Consider the following 14,891-nt stretch of genomic DNA (forward strand, 5'->3'; position numbering starts at 1 on the left):
TTAATTTCTCCTCCTTAAATATACTACTAAAGTAGTTATTAAGGTGATTTTATAAAAGAAAGGTCACAATAATATCACAGGTTAATATCTTTTTCTAAACTAACTTCTTTTAACTCAGTTTCTTTTGATTTTTGGCAAGCAGTTTCATAATAATTAACTTTATGATTAATATGTTCAAGGTGATGTTGTAGTTCAGCTATTCTTGATTGAACTGTTTCTCTATGATTTAAAAGTAATTGTCGTCTTTCTTCTAAACTAGAATCGCCTAAAGCACAAAGGCAAACAAATTTTTTTATATATTTTATTGACATATCGGTATCTTTTAAACAAGATATAACAGAAAGCCAATCCAAGTCTTCTTGAGTATAAATTCTAATACCAGAATCATTTCTCATAATTCCAGGTAATAATTTTTCTTTTTCATAGTAGCGTAGAGTGGATGCAGGTAATCCAGTGATTTCTGAAACTTCTTTAATTGAATAATTCATAAAATACCTCCATAATAATGTTGACTTAAAGTACACTTTAAGGGTTAAAATATATTATATCAAAATAAAATAATAAATGCGAATGTGTAAAATGAAAAATTAACTTAAATTAATTCTAATGAGTTATAATTATAAGGGATTAAAAAATCATTATATTAAGTTAGGTAATAAATTTATAAAAGAAAGGTTGAGAATAATTATGCTATATAAAATATATGGTAAGACGGGTAAAAAAGTATCAGCAGTAGGGTTTGGAGGTATGAGATTTGACACTAATAAATCTTTAGAAGAAAATGCAGAGATTGTACGTTATGCAAATAGTAAAGGTATTAACTACTTTGATACTGCACCAGGATATTGCGATGATACAAGTGAGTTAATTTTTGGAGAAGCATTTAAAAATATGCCTGGACAGTTTTATGTATCAACAAAAGGGATGCCAACAAGATTTGATACTGCAGAAAAAGCTATCGCAGCTGTAAAAAAATCTATTGAACGATTGGGTGTAAAGAAAATAGATTTTTATCATATTTGGTGTATTAGAAAAACAGAACATTATGAATTAGCAATGAAACCCGGTGGGCAGTATGAAGGGTTATTACAATGCCAAAAGGATGGTCTTATAGATCACATTGTTTTATCCTCTCATCAAACAGGTAATGAAGTGAAAAATATTCTTGAAGATGGAAAAATTGATGGTGTTTTATTAGGCGTAAATATATTAAACTTTCCTTATCGTTGGGAAGGAGTACAAAATGCTTATGATATGGGATATGGAGTTGTAGCAATGAACCCACTTAGTGGAGGGGCTATCCCAAAACATGAAAAAGAATTAGAATTTATAACAAATGGAGATGAAACAGCTACAGAAGCGGCTCTTCGTTTTGTTATTTCCTGTCCACAAATAACTATAGCTCTTAATGGTTTTACAACAAAAGAACATATTGATATGGCTTGCCGTATTGCAGACGAAGCAAAACCATTTACAGATGAGGAAATCAAAGAAGTTAGTGAAAAAATAGGTGCATCCATGAATGAAGCATGTACTGGTTGTGGCTATTGTGACCTTTGTCCAAAAGATATTGCAATTCCAAGTTTTATGCAAGCTTATAATGAAAAACACGTTTTTCATAAAACTGATGAAGAAATGAAAAAAATGTTAGAAAATGCTTACGAGTGGGGAATTTTAGCAGGTAAAAAAGGAACAGCAAAGGATTGTATTTCCTGTGGTTTGTGTGAAAAAGAATGTACGCAACATTTGCCTATTATAGAAAGATTGAGAAAGTTTGAAGAATGGTCTTAGAAAATATGGAAATATATAATTTGTTTGATATATCATTTGATAAAAAAGAGCTTATATCATTTGTAGGAGGTGGTGGTAAAACCACCTCTTTATTTAAACTTTCTAAAGAATTAAAATCAAAAGGTAAAAAAATATTAGTAACTACTACAACAGCTATTTATTTCCCATACAAAGAAGAATATGATAAAATAATAATTGATAGTAGTAGCAAAATTATTCAGAAATTGATTAATATAAAAAATGAAACCGTAACCATAATTGGTTCTAGGGTTTCAAAAGAAGATAAGTTACTAGGAATTAAAGAAGAAATCATCGAAGAAATTTTTAATAAAGAGATATTTGATTACATTCTAGTAGAGGCAGATGGGTCTAAAAGAAAACCTATAAAAGCTCCAGCAGAGCATGAACCGGTAATACCTAAAAATAGTTATAAAACTATAGGAGTCATAGGATTAGATGCTTTAGGTACAAAAATAAATGAAGAAAATGTGCATAGACCAGAACTTTTTTGTAATATTACAGAAAGTAGAATAAACGATATAATTGATGAAGAAAAAATAACTAAAATTATTATTAATGAAAAGGGTTTATTTAAAGGGACAAGTAAAGAATCAAAAAAGTATGTTTTACTTAACAAAATGGATGATGAAAAAACTAAACAAAATGCTTTGAAAATAGCTGATTTAGTAATTAAAAGTAATTTTAAAGTAGATGGAATAATTGCAGCAAGTATGAAGTTTTATGATGGATTTAGAGCTGAAAAAATAATTAAATGAGAGAGTACGTAAAGGGAAAAAGGGATGAAAATTAATTGCATATTGCTAGGAGCGGGGAGCTCAAAACGTTTTGGAAGTAACAAACTTCTTCACAATTTTAATGGAAGTACAGTTATAAGTTATATAATAAATACAGTTACTAAAGTCGATTTTAATGAAATAATTCTTGTTACTCAAAGAAAAACCTTTAATGAAATCAATCAGAAATATAATATCAAAAAAATTCTTAATGCTAATCCAGAATTAGGGATAAGTAACTCAATTAAGTTAGCATTAAATCATACTAAAGAAGCTGATGCATATATGTTCTTTGTATGTGATCAGCCTTTTATTAGTTATGAAACTATATATGAAATGATAGAGGTTTATACTAAAGGAAATAAAAATATAGTGTGTGCCTCTTTTCATGGAAAAATGGGGAACCCTGTAATTTTTTCTTCAAAATACTACAAAGATTTAATTGACTTAAAAGGAGATAGAGGTGGTAAAATAATAGTAAACAATAACTTGGAAGATACATTATGTTATGAAGTAAAGAATTTTAAAGAATTAATAGATGTGGATACTGCTGAGGATTTGGAAAACCTTAAAAAGTACTAAAGAAGTTACTGTTATTAATTATCTAATAGAAGGGATGAAAATTATGTTTAAAAATTTTACAATAGTAGTTCGTGGTGGAGGTGATATAGCCACAGGGATTATTCATAGATTATACAGGGCGGGATTTAAAGTAATTGTTTTAGAAGTGGAAAAACCTTCTCTTATTAGGCGTAGGGTTTCTTTTGGACAATCAATTTATGATAAAGAAATTGAAATAGAAGGAATAAAATCAAAACATGTGGAGACATTTTCAGAAGCTATTGAATGTTTAGAACAAGGTATAATACCGGTCATTATTGATGAACAGGGTGAAATTATAAAAAATAATAAAATAGATGTGGTAGTGGATGCTATACTTGCAAAGAAAAATCTGGGAACAACTATGGAAATGGCATCAGTTATTATAGGGGTAGGACCTGGTTTTACAGTAGGAAAAGATGTTCATGCTATTATTGAATCAAATAGAGGGCATAATCTTGGAAAAGTAATTCTTGAAAAAAATAAAAGTGCTGAGAGCAATACAGGGATACCAGGTAATATTATGGGGTTTACTGAAGAAAGAGTGGTAAGGGCAGTAGGTGAAGGAAATATAAAAATAGTTAAAGATATCGGAGCTTTAGTTAAAAAGAGAGATGTTCTTGCAACTATTGAAGGTAAAAAAGTGGAAGCTAAAATTGATGGTGTAGTTAGAGGCATGATAAATGAGGGGTTTTATGTTTTTGATGGAATGAAGATTGGTGATATTGACCCTAGGGGAAATAAAGAAAACTGTTTTGAAATATCTGATAAAGCTAGATCTGTTGGTGGCGGAGTATTAGAGGCTGTATGTTATTTGTTAAATAAATAGTTTATAATAAAGGATATAAACTATTTATAGTAAAAGACATAAAAAAAGAAGGCGATAATATGGATGAGAAAATATTAAAACAGGTTTATGAAAGTGTTGAAAAAGGAGAAACTGTTGCTTTGGTAACCATTATAGAAGCCTTTGGTTCTGCTCCAAGAAAAAGTGGGTCAATGATGGCTGTTTGGCAGGATGGAAGAATTGCAGGTTCCGTTGGTGGTGGTAAAATAGAACATGAAGTAATAAATGAAGCTATCCAATGTATAAAAAGACTTAAAGATAGCCAGTTCCAACATACATTAAATGAAAAAGGTGACTTAGGAATGCAATGTGGAGGAACAGTAAAGGGGTTTATAAAGATATTTAGTGCTAGTCCAAAACTTTTAGTAGTAGGAGGAGGACATATAGGTGAAAATCTTTATAAACTAGGAAAAATTCTTGGTTTTTATACTGTGGTTATTGATGACAGAGAAGAATTTGCTAATAAAGAAAGATTTCAAGAAGCAGATGAAATTGTTCAGGGAGATATAGCAGAAATTATTTCTAACTATAATATTGATAATAATACTTATATTGTAATAGTTACCAAAGGACACAAGCAAGATTTAAATGCATTAAAATCTTCAATTTCTAGAAATGCAGCTTACGTAGGAATGATAGGAAGTAGAAGTAAAAATATTCATGTTATGAAAAATCTTTTAGAAGAAGGAATTGCAAAAGAAGAGTTACAAAAGGTATATGCGCCAATTGGGCTTAATATATCTTCAGGAACACCAGAAGAAATAGCTTTTGGTATTTTAAGTGAAATACTTTTAATTAAAAACAAAGGCTCATTAAATCACATGAAAGATGTTAAGAGGGTAGAAATATGAAAAGTATAAAAGTAGAAGAAGCTATTGGAACAATATTATGTCATGACATAACACAGATTATTCCAGGTAAATTTAAAGGAAGAGCTTTTAAAAAAGGACATATTATAACAGCGGAGGATGTGAAGGTTCTTTTATCCATTGGGAAAGAGCATATTTTTGTATGGGAACCTAAAGAAGGAACTCTTCATGAAAATGAAGCTGCCATAAGATTAAAAGATTTAACTGCAGGTGAAGGGTTAGTTTTTAGTGAAATAAAGGAGGGCAAAATAGATTTTATAGCTGAAAGGGATGGATTATTAAAGGTAGATAAAGAGGTTTTGTTGAAATTGAACTCTTTAGATGAGATTATTTTAGCAACATTACATAATAATATGCCAGTAAAAAAAGGTCAAAAAGTTGCAGGAACAAGAGTGGTTCCTTTAGTTATTGATGAAGAAAAAATAATCATGGCTGAAAAACTTGTACAAGAAAGTGTAGTTAAGGTAGTGCCTATTAATCCTAAAAAAGTAGGAATAGTTACTACTGGTAGTGAAGTTTATAATAATAGAATAAAAGATGCATTTGGACCAGTTATTATAAAAAAAGTTGAAGAATTTAATTGTGAGGTACTAGGACAATCTATTATTAATGATGATGTAAACATAATAACCAAGGCTATTAAAGAATGGATTGATAAAGGTGCAGAACTGGTTATATGCACAGGAGGAATGTCTGTGGACCCTGATGATATGACACCAACAGCTATAAAAAATACGGGAGCAAACCTTGTAAGTTATGGGTCGCCAGTTTTGCCAGGGGCAATGTTTTTACTAGCATATGATAAGGATACTGCTATATTAGGATTGCCAGGATGCGTTATGTATTCTAAAAGAACGGTATTTGATTTAGTATTGCCTAGAGTTTTAGCAGGTGAAAAACTTAACAAACAAGATATTGCAGAACTTGGACATGGTGGTTTATGTATGGATTGCCATAATTGTATATTCCCTAATTGCGGATTTGGCAAATAAGAAAAGCTATTAGGTTATGCTCATATATACTTGAAATATTACTAGAATCTTTAAAAATACTAAAAAAAATGGTATAATAAGAACATACATTACATTTTAAGGGAGTGGACAATTATGAGAAAAAGAGTCACGAAAAATGTACATTGTTTATACCAAATTATTTTAGCAGTACTAGCTGTATCAGCTATTGCAAAAGTAATTAACTATGAAATCTTTCTGAAATCGTTTAAAAGCTTAATGTTATGGTACACTAATTCTAGCAATTTGATAGTAGCTTTCACTTTAATTTTATGTGCTGTTTACAATATGAAAGATAAGAATCCACAATGGTTGATTCTTCTAAGAAGTGGGGCAACTCTATGGGTTATTATAACCTCTATTGTTTATCATTTTATTTTAGCTAATCCTATGTATCCTTTTCATGATACCAGTTATCAAAACTTGGTATTACATTATATAGTGCCAATAGGAATGTTGTTTGATTGGATAATTTTCGAGAAAAAAAATAAATATAAATTCTATTATCCTATACTTTGGTTAAGTTATCCTTTGATGTGTTTAGTTTTTTATTTGATTTATGGTTTGAGGACTAATTTCTATCCATATTGGTTTGTGAATCCCTATGAAAGTTATCCGCAAGGAATTGGGAGTTATACCAATTTGATTTTGTTAGTTTTAGCTTTGACAATAGGATTTCTTGTCTTAGGATATATATTTGTTTGGTTTGATCACATTAGTAAAAAATCAAGAAAAGAAGTTTCTTATGATATGTAGATAAAAGTAGCAAAATGCTACTTTTTTTCATGTTAAAAATTTTTACAATCTTTTTTTGATTATAATTGCATGCAAGAATGTTGCAATATCATTGTATTATTAATTTAATATTGGTATAATATAATATAGCTAAGTTCGTTATAAACTAGCTATATTGTTATAATTGTGGGTAATTTTATAATTAAGTTTAAGAATAACTAATTCATTCATATCTTAATATCTTTTGGATGGGAGAAAATGTATATGAAGGAATTTAGTATTAACACAAAGGTTTATTTTGGAGAAGGTGCTTTAGATAGACTAAGTAAAATTAAAAATAAAAGAGTTTTAATTGTGTGTGATGAATTTATGAAAACTTCAGGTATGGCTACAAGAATACAAGAAAAACTTGTTGATTGTGAAGTGGAAGTATTTAGTGATATAGTACCGGATCCATCTGTAGAAATCATTGCCGCGGGTATTCAAAAGTTACAAAGTAGCAATGCGCAGGTTATGATAGCTCTAGGGGGAGGATCATCAATTGATGGTGCTAAGGCTATAAGAGAATATGCAAAAAAAATTACTAATGGAGTTTCTTCAATAGAAGAATGCTATGCTATTCCTACTACAAGTGGGACAGGTTCTGAGGTTACTCAATATGCAGTAATTACAAACAAACAAGAAGGATTAAAATATGCTCTTTCAGATAAATCTCTTCTTCCTATGGTTGCTATTCTTGATCCAGAATTGGTTAAAACTGTACCTAAAGCTATAACTGCTGATACAGGAATGGATGTAATAACACATGCTATAGAGGCTTATGTTTCAAAAGATGCTACTGATTTTTCAGATGCACTTGCAGAAAAAGCCTTTACATTAGCATTTAGATTTTTACCAAAGGCTTATGCTGATGGCAATGATATAGTAGCAAGAGAAAAACTTCATAATGCATCATGCCTTGCAGGAATGGCATTTAATGCATCAGGGCTTGGAATTACTCATAGCATAGCACATGCAGTGGGTGGAAAATTACACGTTTCACATGGAAGAAGTAATGCAATTATACTTCCTTATGTAATTGAATATAATGCTAATTTAAGTAAAAATGCTTTCAATGTTGAATATGATATAGCTGCTAAAAAATATCAAAGACTTGCAAAATTATTGAAATTACATGCACCAAATGTACATATTGGTGTTAATAATCTAATTAAAAGTATTATAGAACTTCAAAAAACATTGATGATTCCAACAACATTAAAAGAACATGGGGTTGATATGGAATTAGCTCAAGCATCAAATGAAGAAATTATTAATGCAGCTCTTAATGATATTTGTACAACCACAAATCCTAAACAAGTAACAAGGGAAAAATTATGTAAAATTTTAGCAAAAGTTTTGGGATAAAATAAAATTTTATAACTACTCATCAATGGGTAGTTTTTTGGGTTGTTTGTTTTTTTACAAATAAATTTATAAATTGGAAAAAATAGAGTACAATTAAAAATATCACAAAAAAGGTGGTTTCGATATGGAAAATGAATTATATTCAATCGGGAAAATCGGTGAAATGTGTAAAATAACAAAGAAAGCACTAAGATATTATGACAAAATGGGCATACTGGCGCCAGATAAAGTAGCTGGAGAAAGTGGATACAGATATTATAGCAAGGAAAATTTGCTTGCGGTTCCAGTGATAAAATATTATAAACAAAGTGGATTTAAGCTTGATGAGATGAAAGAGTTTCTAAATGGGACAACCTACGATTCTTTTGATAAAAGTTTTAGGAAAAAAATAGATGAACTAAGGGAACTTGATAGGGAAATAAATTTAAAGATAAGGTCGGTTAAAGATTGGCATAATCTTATAGTTGAAGCACAGATGGTAATTGAAAATAATATATGTGATGTTACAGTAAAATATATAGAGAGCAGTACTTTGATTTTTTTAGAACAAGATTTTAAATATGATTATATGGATTCAATAATAAATATAAAGTTTAATAATTATATAGATAGTATAAATAATGCAATAACAGGGCCTGTGATTATATCTTTTCCTTCTTTTCAAGATAAAATTAATGGAAACTGTAGTAAGATGAGAATAATGCAAGAAACTATTTTGAAGAGTAAAGAAGAATTAACTATAGAATTTGGGGGATATATGGCAATTGCTTGTTACCATATAGGATCTCATGAAACAATTAATGAAACATATAAAAAAATACAACAATGGGCAGATACGCATGGTTATATTTGTTCAGAAGAATGTTGTGAAAGATATGTAACAGATTATTGGACAACTAAAAATGTTGATAAATTTGTGACGGAAATTTTAATTAAAGTTAAGAGAAAAAAATAATTTTATCTTAATAAAGGGATATGGCAACAGTTTATTAATTTAAATTTTAGCATCCAAACCTGAGATTAGTAATTGTATCAGGTTTGGATGTTTTTTTTATTTCAGATAAAGAATTATTAATTTACATATTTATTTAAAGTTTTAAGGGATATATGTATTCTATGTAAGAGGTTATAACATTGACCTTAGAGGAAAGTATATAAGGTAATAAAGTTAAAAATGTAAAATAAAACATATTATGAGTAAATAAAATAATTTAATCGTTTTCATAAAAATGAAGTTGTTTTAAGTAGTTTTTTTAAGATAGTTTTATATTAGTTAAGCAAATAAGCCAATATCGTAGATTTTATAAAACGTTAATAAGTAGTTATTATTTTTGAAGTGAATATGGAATTGCAAGGATGAGAGTGTTTTCAAAATAGATATTGACTCTACCCTATAGGTAAAGGCGTATAATTTATGTGGGAATCAAATTTCATAAGATAGAAATGAAAAGGTGTTCAAAATCTTAAAAAAAGAAATACCCACAAACCATAACAATTTATAACAATTTATAACAAACTTAATAAAAGTAGTACCTGTTTTAAAGTATATCCATTATAAATTTTAATTAACAAAATAAATTAAAAGATTTAAAAGATTAAACGAAAGGGGTCTTATTTTTATGGAAGCAGTTTCAAACAAGGCAAATTTGGAAGCAAATATTGCAAAACAAAAATTATCATCTAATTTTCTAAAAAAAGGTATTTTTATCGCTCTTTTTTCAGGTTTAATGTATGGATTCTATTCTGCATTTTTAACACTGGGAATGACAAAAGGAATTTGGGGAGACTGGTATGGGGATAATACAGCTGGTTTATCAGCATTAGTTATTACATTTTTGCTTGGAGCACTTGGTTCTGCAGTAAACGATATTTGTAGTGCGATTTGGGCAATAATTTATGCGGCGGTTAAAGGTAAACTTGGAGATTTTTTCAGATGTCTTAATACTACTCCAGGCCGTGTAATGATATTAGCAGCTCTTATAGGAGGACCAATTTCAAGTACAGCTTACGTGGTAGCTTTAAAGATGGCTGGCTCTATTGTTATTCCAATTACTGCTCTTTGTCCGGCTATTGGTGCTATTTTAGCAAGAATTTTATTTAAGCAAAAATTAAATAAACGTATGATCATTGGTATTGGTATATGTATTTTATCTAGTGTTATGATTGGTAGTACTGGTGTAGGCGCTGATGCTCCAGAGGGAATGTTAATTGGACTTTGCATTGCTTTTATCGCAGCACTTGGATGGGGATTTGAAGGTTGTGTAGCTGGTTATGGTACAGCTATGATTGACTCAGAAATTGGTATTACAATTCGTCAAACAACATCTGGACTTTCAAATTTAATAATATTAGTACCTTTATTTGGAATTATATTTGGTGATGGAATTAAATTTTCAACTGATTTAGTTGCCCAAGCATTTACAAGTGGTCCAGCAATGTTCTGGTTTGCTTTAAGTGGTCTTTGTGCATTTCTTTCATACATGTGTTGGTATAACGGTAACAGTATGTGTGGTGCAGCTCTTGGTATGGCTTGTAATGGTACATTTTCTTTCTGGGGTCCATTCTGTTGTTGGATAGTTCTTGGAGTAATTGCAGGTATGGATGGATGGGCATTACCTCCAATTGTTTGGTTTGCAGCATTATTAATGATGTTTGGTATTCTTGTAATAGCTATGAATCCAATGGAGTTATTCAAAAAAAAGGAGGTAGCATAAAATGAAGCCTCTTAATTACGCAATTTTAAAGCATTTTACAAAAGTTAAAGAAGCTTGTGCAGATGATGTTATAAATGCTTTAAAAGGAGAGTATGGGAATTTTAAGGCATTAAATAAAAAAGCAGTAATAACCGCTTTAATGACTGCAGAAGCAAATGGTCTTATTGAAGAAACAAGATTTGAATTAGATAACAATCATGAGTTGAGAGTTTATTACCATGCACATAAAGATGGTGCTGATACAATCAACAAATATATTAAAGAGTAAGTTAAACTTAAATTTATTTTTACATAAAAAGCTTAATAAAAAACAAAAGAAATTATAAAAAGGAGTTTTATTTTATGAATGATAATTCAAATGTAGCAAGTTTACAAGCAATTGCTGCCAAAAAGAAAGTATCAAGTGATTTTTTCAAAAAAGGTTTGTCTCTAGCTTTATTTTCAGGACTTGCATACGGACTATATACTGCATTCTTAACTATGGGTATGACTAAAGGAGTTTGGGGCGATTGGTACGGTGCTAATACAGCTGGTTTATCCGCATTTGTTATAGTATATTTACTTGCTGCCATTGGTAATGCAATAAATGATACATGCAGTGCGGTTTGGGCACTTTTGTATGCATCAAGTAAAGGTAAATTTGGAGATTTTTTAAGATCTATTAACACTGCTCCAGGACGAATTATGATATTAGCAGCGCTTATTGGAGGCCCTATAGCTGGTACTGCTTATGTTATAGCTCTTCAAATGGCAGGTTCAATAGTTGTTCCAATATCAGCTCTTTGTCCTGCAGTTGCTGCTATTTTAGGTAAAATCTTATATAAGCAGGAATTAAATAAGCGTATGGCCTTTGGTATTGCGATATGTGTATTTGCTAGTTTCTTAATTGGTAGTACAGGTTTTGGAAGTGAGGCATCAGCAAGTACTTTTATAGGAATTTTAATAGCTCTTATTGCAGCTCTTGCATGGGGATTTGAAGGCTGTGTTGCTGGATATGGTACAGCTATGATTGACCCAGAAATTGGTATTTGTATTCGTCAGGTAACATCAGGTATAGCAAATTTATTCATACTAGTTCCTATTTTTGGAATAATGGCAGGTGGAATAAATATTTCTACAAATCTTGTTTTACAAGCATTCACAAGTGGTTCTGCAATGATTTGGTTTGCAATAAGTGGTTTTTTATCATTTGTTACATTTATGACATGGTATGCTGGAAACAGTATGTGTGGAGCAGGATTAGGTACTGCAGCTAATGGTACATATTCATTCTTTGGACCATTATTCTGTTTATTATTATTAGGAGTATACGGTGGATTAGATGGATGGGCATTACCTTCTGTTGCTTGGGTTGGAGCTGTAATAATGATGTTTGGTATTCTAACAATATCTATGAATCCAATGGATCTTTTGAAAAGAAAAAAAGGGGAGGTTCAATTAGATGAAGCCGCTTAATTATGCAATCTTAAAACACTTTACTAAAATTGAAGAAGCTTGTGCAGAAGATGTAATAGAAGCTTTAAAGGGGGAATATGGAAATTTTAAAGCCTTGAAAAGGACTGCTGTAATAACTGCTTTAATGACTGCAGAAGCAAATGGTCTTATTGAAGAAACAAGATTTCAACTAGATGAAAATAAAGAATTAAAAGTTTATTATCATGCACATGCAGAAGGTGCTGAAACAATTAATAAATATATTAGAGATTAATCATAAACATTACCTAAGGGGAATGTTATATAGAATAAATACTTTGATAATATATTAATACAATTACTTTTAGTAGATACTTAGGGGGGGGAAAAAGTCTCCCTAATACCATACTTCACAAAAATCTTTAGTATAAAAAAGATATTGACTTTCCCCCAAAGGGTAAGGGATATAATAAAAGTATAGTAACAAACAAAAAAACGTAGGTTAAAACAGGAAGGAGGAATTATAAATGAGATATTATGGAGAAGAAGCTTTAGGTCTTGTGGAAACAATAGGATTAGTTCCTGCACTTGAGGCTGCAGATAAAATGCTTAAAGCAGCTAATGTTGAATTGATTTCATATGAAAACGTTGGTTCAACACTTGTAACAATTATGGTAAAAGGTGATGTGGGTGCGGTAAAATCTGCAGTAGAAGCAGGTGCAGCAGCAGCGGCAGCAGTTGGTAAATTAACAGCACACAATGTTATGCCTCGTCCTATTAGAGAAGTTGGAGATATTGTTTCAGTACACGATATTGATTCATAAAATATAGAAAGGAAATGATATAGATATGGCAAGATATGAAGCTTTAGGATTAATAGAAACTTTTGGTTTAGTTTTTGCTTTAGAAGCAGCAGACGCTATGTGTAAATCAGCAAATGTTGAACTTGTAGGATATGAGAATGTAGCATCAGGATATATATCTGTAATAGTTCGTGGTGATGTAGGTGCTTGTAGAACAGCAGTAGAAACTGGTATTGCAGCAGTTGAAGGAATGGAAGGTGGAAACCTTTATAGTTCAATAGTTATTGCAAGACCACACCAAGATCTTGAGAAAATAATAAAACGTTATGCAATTACAAATCTTATAACAGAATAAAAACATTGATTTTTTTATGAGAAGAGGGAGAGAGAAAAATGAATATTATTGATAATGATTTACTCTCCATACAGGAATCAAGAATTCTTGTGGAAAATGCGCGTGAGGCTCAAAGAAAGTTAGCAACCTTTCCCCAAGCAAAACTTGATGAGATAGTTGAGCGTATGATTGAAGAAATTGAAAAGCAATTAAAAGAACTTGCAAAAATGTCTAATGAGGAAACAGAATATGGAAAGTGGGAACATAAGTATATTAAAAATCACTTTGTATGTAAGTATCTGAAAAGTAGACTCAAAGATATAAACTGTGTAGGTATTATTAATGAAGATAAAGTGAACAAGACAATGGATATTGGAGTGCCAATGGGTGTTATTATAGCTTTTTGTCCAGCAACAAGTCCTGTTTCTACAACTATCTACAAAGCTTTGATTGCAATTAAGTCAGGAAATGCTATTATATTTTCACCTCACCCAAGAGCTAAAAGTACAATTTGTAAGACAATTGATATTTTGATTGGTGCTGCAGAAAGTGCAGGTCTTCCCGAAGGTGCTTTGGCATATTTACACACAGTAACTTCAAGTGGATCATGTGAACTTATGAATCATAGAGATACTTCACTTATAATGAACACTGGAGTTCCACAAATGCTTGATTCAGCTTATAAGTCTAGTAAGCCAGTAATTTATGGAGGCAATGGTAATGGCCCAGTTTTTATTGAGCGTACAGCTGATATAAAGCAGGCAGCTAAAGACATAATTGATAGCAAGAACTTTGATTATGGAGTTGTTTCTGGTGCTGAACAGTCAATTGTTGTTGATAGTTGTATTGTAGCTGAAGTAAAGCAAGAACTTGAAAAAAATGGTGGATATTTCATGACTGATGATGAAGCTGAGAAATTAGGTTGTACATTTTTTAATAAAGATGGAAGCCCAGACTTAGAGATGGTTGGTAAATCACCACAATTCTTAGCTAAAAATGCTGGTTTTAGTGTTTCAGAAGATGTAAAGGTTCTTATTTCACAACAAAAATTTGTATCTCAAAAAAATCCCTACGAAAGAGAAAAACTTTGTCCTGTATTAGCCTTTTATATAGAAGATGATTGGATGCATGCTTGTGAAAAATGTATAGAATTGTTACTTAGTGAGAGAAATGGACATACACTTGTTATACATTCAAGAGATGAACAAGTTATTCGTCAATTTGCATTGAAGAAACCAGTTGGCAGAGTACTTGTTAATACTTCTGGAACTTTTGGAAGCATAGGAGCAACTACAAATTTATTTCCTTCTATGACTTTAGGAAGTGGATCAGCAGGCAAGGGAATGACATCAGACAATGTTTCACCTATGAATTTAATATATGTACGTAAAGTTGGATATGGAGTTCGTAAGGTAGATGAAATTGTTAAAGCAACAAGCAATAAAGATGATTTACTTAATACAGTTTTAGATGATAAATTAAATGCTAATCAAACAGATAACTTTAAGTTATTAGAGAGTATTTTAAAAAAACTTATAGATGAATTAAATTAAAAAATTATACTTTAAGGTATA

General features: G+C 30.6%; 17 protein-coding genes. 16 read left to right on the plus strand and 1 reads right to left on the minus strand.

What is annotated here, in order from left to right:
* Positions 1 to 74: 74 nt before the first annotated feature.
* Positions 75 to 488: a MerR family transcriptional regulator gene (locus BUB83_RS14080; protein ID WP_073339100.1), complete on the minus strand. Its 414-nt coding sequence runs from the start codon at positions 486 to 488 to the stop codon at positions 75 to 77.
* Between the two features lie 199 nt (positions 489 to 687).
* Between BUB83_RS14080 and BUB83_RS14085 the strand changes: the two genes are divergently transcribed.
* From BUB83_RS14085 to BUB83_RS14160, 16 genes are all read left to right on the plus strand, one after another.
* Complete coding sequence (locus tag BUB83_RS14085) at positions 688 to 1,791, plus strand: aldo/keto reductase (protein ID WP_073339101.1); 1,104 nt, start codon at positions 688 to 690, stop codon at positions 1,789 to 1,791.
* On the plus strand, positions 1,782 to 2,567 hold the full coding sequence (yqeC, locus tag BUB83_RS14090) for a selenium cofactor biosynthesis protein YqeC (RefSeq protein ID WP_084133578.1): 786 nt from the start codon (positions 1,782 to 1,784) through the stop codon (positions 2,565 to 2,567). The genes BUB83_RS14085 and yqeC overlap by 10 nt, the downstream gene beginning before the upstream one ends.
* A gap of 24 nt (positions 2,568 to 2,591) precedes the next feature.
* Positions 2,592 to 3,167 (plus strand): nucleotidyltransferase family protein, encoded by a 576-nt coding sequence (locus BUB83_RS14095; protein ID WP_073339102.1) that lies wholly within the window; start codon positions 2,592 to 2,594, stop codon positions 3,165 to 3,167.
* A 43-nt stretch (positions 3,168 to 3,210) separates the two neighbouring features.
* Positions 3,211 to 4,014 carry a selenium-dependent molybdenum cofactor biosynthesis protein YqeB gene (gene yqeB / locus BUB83_RS14100; protein WP_073339103.1) on the plus strand — a complete coding sequence of 268 codons (804 nt, stop codon included), beginning with the start codon at positions 3,211 to 3,213 and terminating at the stop codon, positions 4,012 to 4,014.
* A 59-nt stretch (positions 4,015 to 4,073) separates the two neighbouring features.
* Entirely contained in the window at positions 4,074 to 4,883 is an 810-nt protein-coding gene (locus BUB83_RS14105) for an XdhC family protein (RefSeq protein ID WP_073339104.1), read from the plus strand.
* A complete protein-coding gene (locus BUB83_RS14110; protein WP_073339105.1) occupies positions 4,880 to 5,893 on the plus strand; it encodes a molybdopterin-binding protein in 1,014 nt (337 codons plus the stop codon). The genes BUB83_RS14105 and BUB83_RS14110 overlap by 4 nt, the downstream gene beginning before the upstream one ends.
* Positions 5,894 to 6,007: 114 nt before the next feature.
* A complete protein-coding gene (locus BUB83_RS14115; RefSeq protein WP_073339106.1) occupies positions 6,008 to 6,667 on the plus strand; it encodes a Pr6Pr family membrane protein in 660 nt (219 codons plus the stop codon).
* A 243-nt stretch (positions 6,668 to 6,910) separates the two neighbouring features.
* Positions 6,911 to 8,053 carry a 1-propanol dehydrogenase PduQ gene (locus tag BUB83_RS14120; RefSeq protein ID WP_073339107.1) on the plus strand — a complete coding sequence of 381 codons (1,143 nt, stop codon included), beginning with the start codon at positions 6,911 to 6,913 and terminating at the stop codon, positions 8,051 to 8,053.
* Positions 8,054 to 8,177: 124 nt separating this feature from the next.
* Positions 8,178 to 9,008 (plus strand): MerR family transcriptional regulator, encoded by an 831-nt coding sequence (locus BUB83_RS14125; RefSeq protein WP_073339108.1) that lies wholly within the window; start codon positions 8,178 to 8,180, stop codon positions 9,006 to 9,008.
* 664 nt (positions 9,009 to 9,672) lie between these two features.
* Positions 9,673 to 10,767: a hypothetical protein gene (locus BUB83_RS14130; RefSeq protein ID WP_073339109.1), complete on the plus strand. Its 1,095-nt coding sequence runs from the start codon at positions 9,673 to 9,675 to the stop codon at positions 10,765 to 10,767.
* Between the two features lies 1 nt (position 10,768).
* Complete coding sequence (locus BUB83_RS14135; protein ID WP_073339110.1) at positions 10,769 to 11,035, plus strand: hypothetical protein; 267 nt, start codon at positions 10,769 to 10,771, stop codon at positions 11,033 to 11,035.
* Between the two features lie 74 nt (positions 11,036 to 11,109).
* Positions 11,110 to 12,222, plus strand: coding sequence for a hypothetical protein (locus BUB83_RS14140; protein WP_073339111.1), 1,113 nt, complete (start codon positions 11,110 to 11,112; stop codon positions 12,220 to 12,222).
* Positions 12,209 to 12,475, plus strand: coding sequence for a hypothetical protein (locus tag BUB83_RS14145; protein WP_073339112.1), 267 nt, complete (start codon positions 12,209 to 12,211; stop codon positions 12,473 to 12,475). The genes BUB83_RS14140 and BUB83_RS14145 overlap by 14 nt, the downstream gene beginning before the upstream one ends.
* Before the next feature lie 232 nt (positions 12,476 to 12,707).
* The gene (locus BUB83_RS14150) at positions 12,708 to 13,004 is read left to right on the plus strand and encodes a BMC domain-containing protein (RefSeq protein WP_073339113.1); all 297 of its coding nucleotides are present in this window, start codon (positions 12,708 to 12,710) and stop codon (positions 13,002 to 13,004) included.
* A 25-nt stretch (positions 13,005 to 13,029) separates the two neighbouring features.
* Entirely contained in the window at positions 13,030 to 13,338 is a 309-nt protein-coding gene (locus BUB83_RS14155; RefSeq protein WP_073339114.1) for a BMC domain-containing protein, read from the plus strand.
* A 38-nt stretch (positions 13,339 to 13,376) separates the two neighbouring features.
* Complete coding sequence (locus BUB83_RS14160) at positions 13,377 to 14,870, plus strand: aldehyde dehydrogenase family protein (protein ID WP_073339115.1); 1,494 nt, start codon at positions 13,377 to 13,379, stop codon at positions 14,868 to 14,870.
* Positions 14,871 to 14,891: the final 21 nt, after the last annotated feature.

This window comes from Clostridium grantii DSM 8605 (genome assembly GCF_900129965.1).
GTDB classification, from domain to species: domain Bacteria; phylum Bacillota; class Clostridia; order Clostridiales; family Clostridiaceae; genus Clostridium_AF; species Clostridium_AF grantii.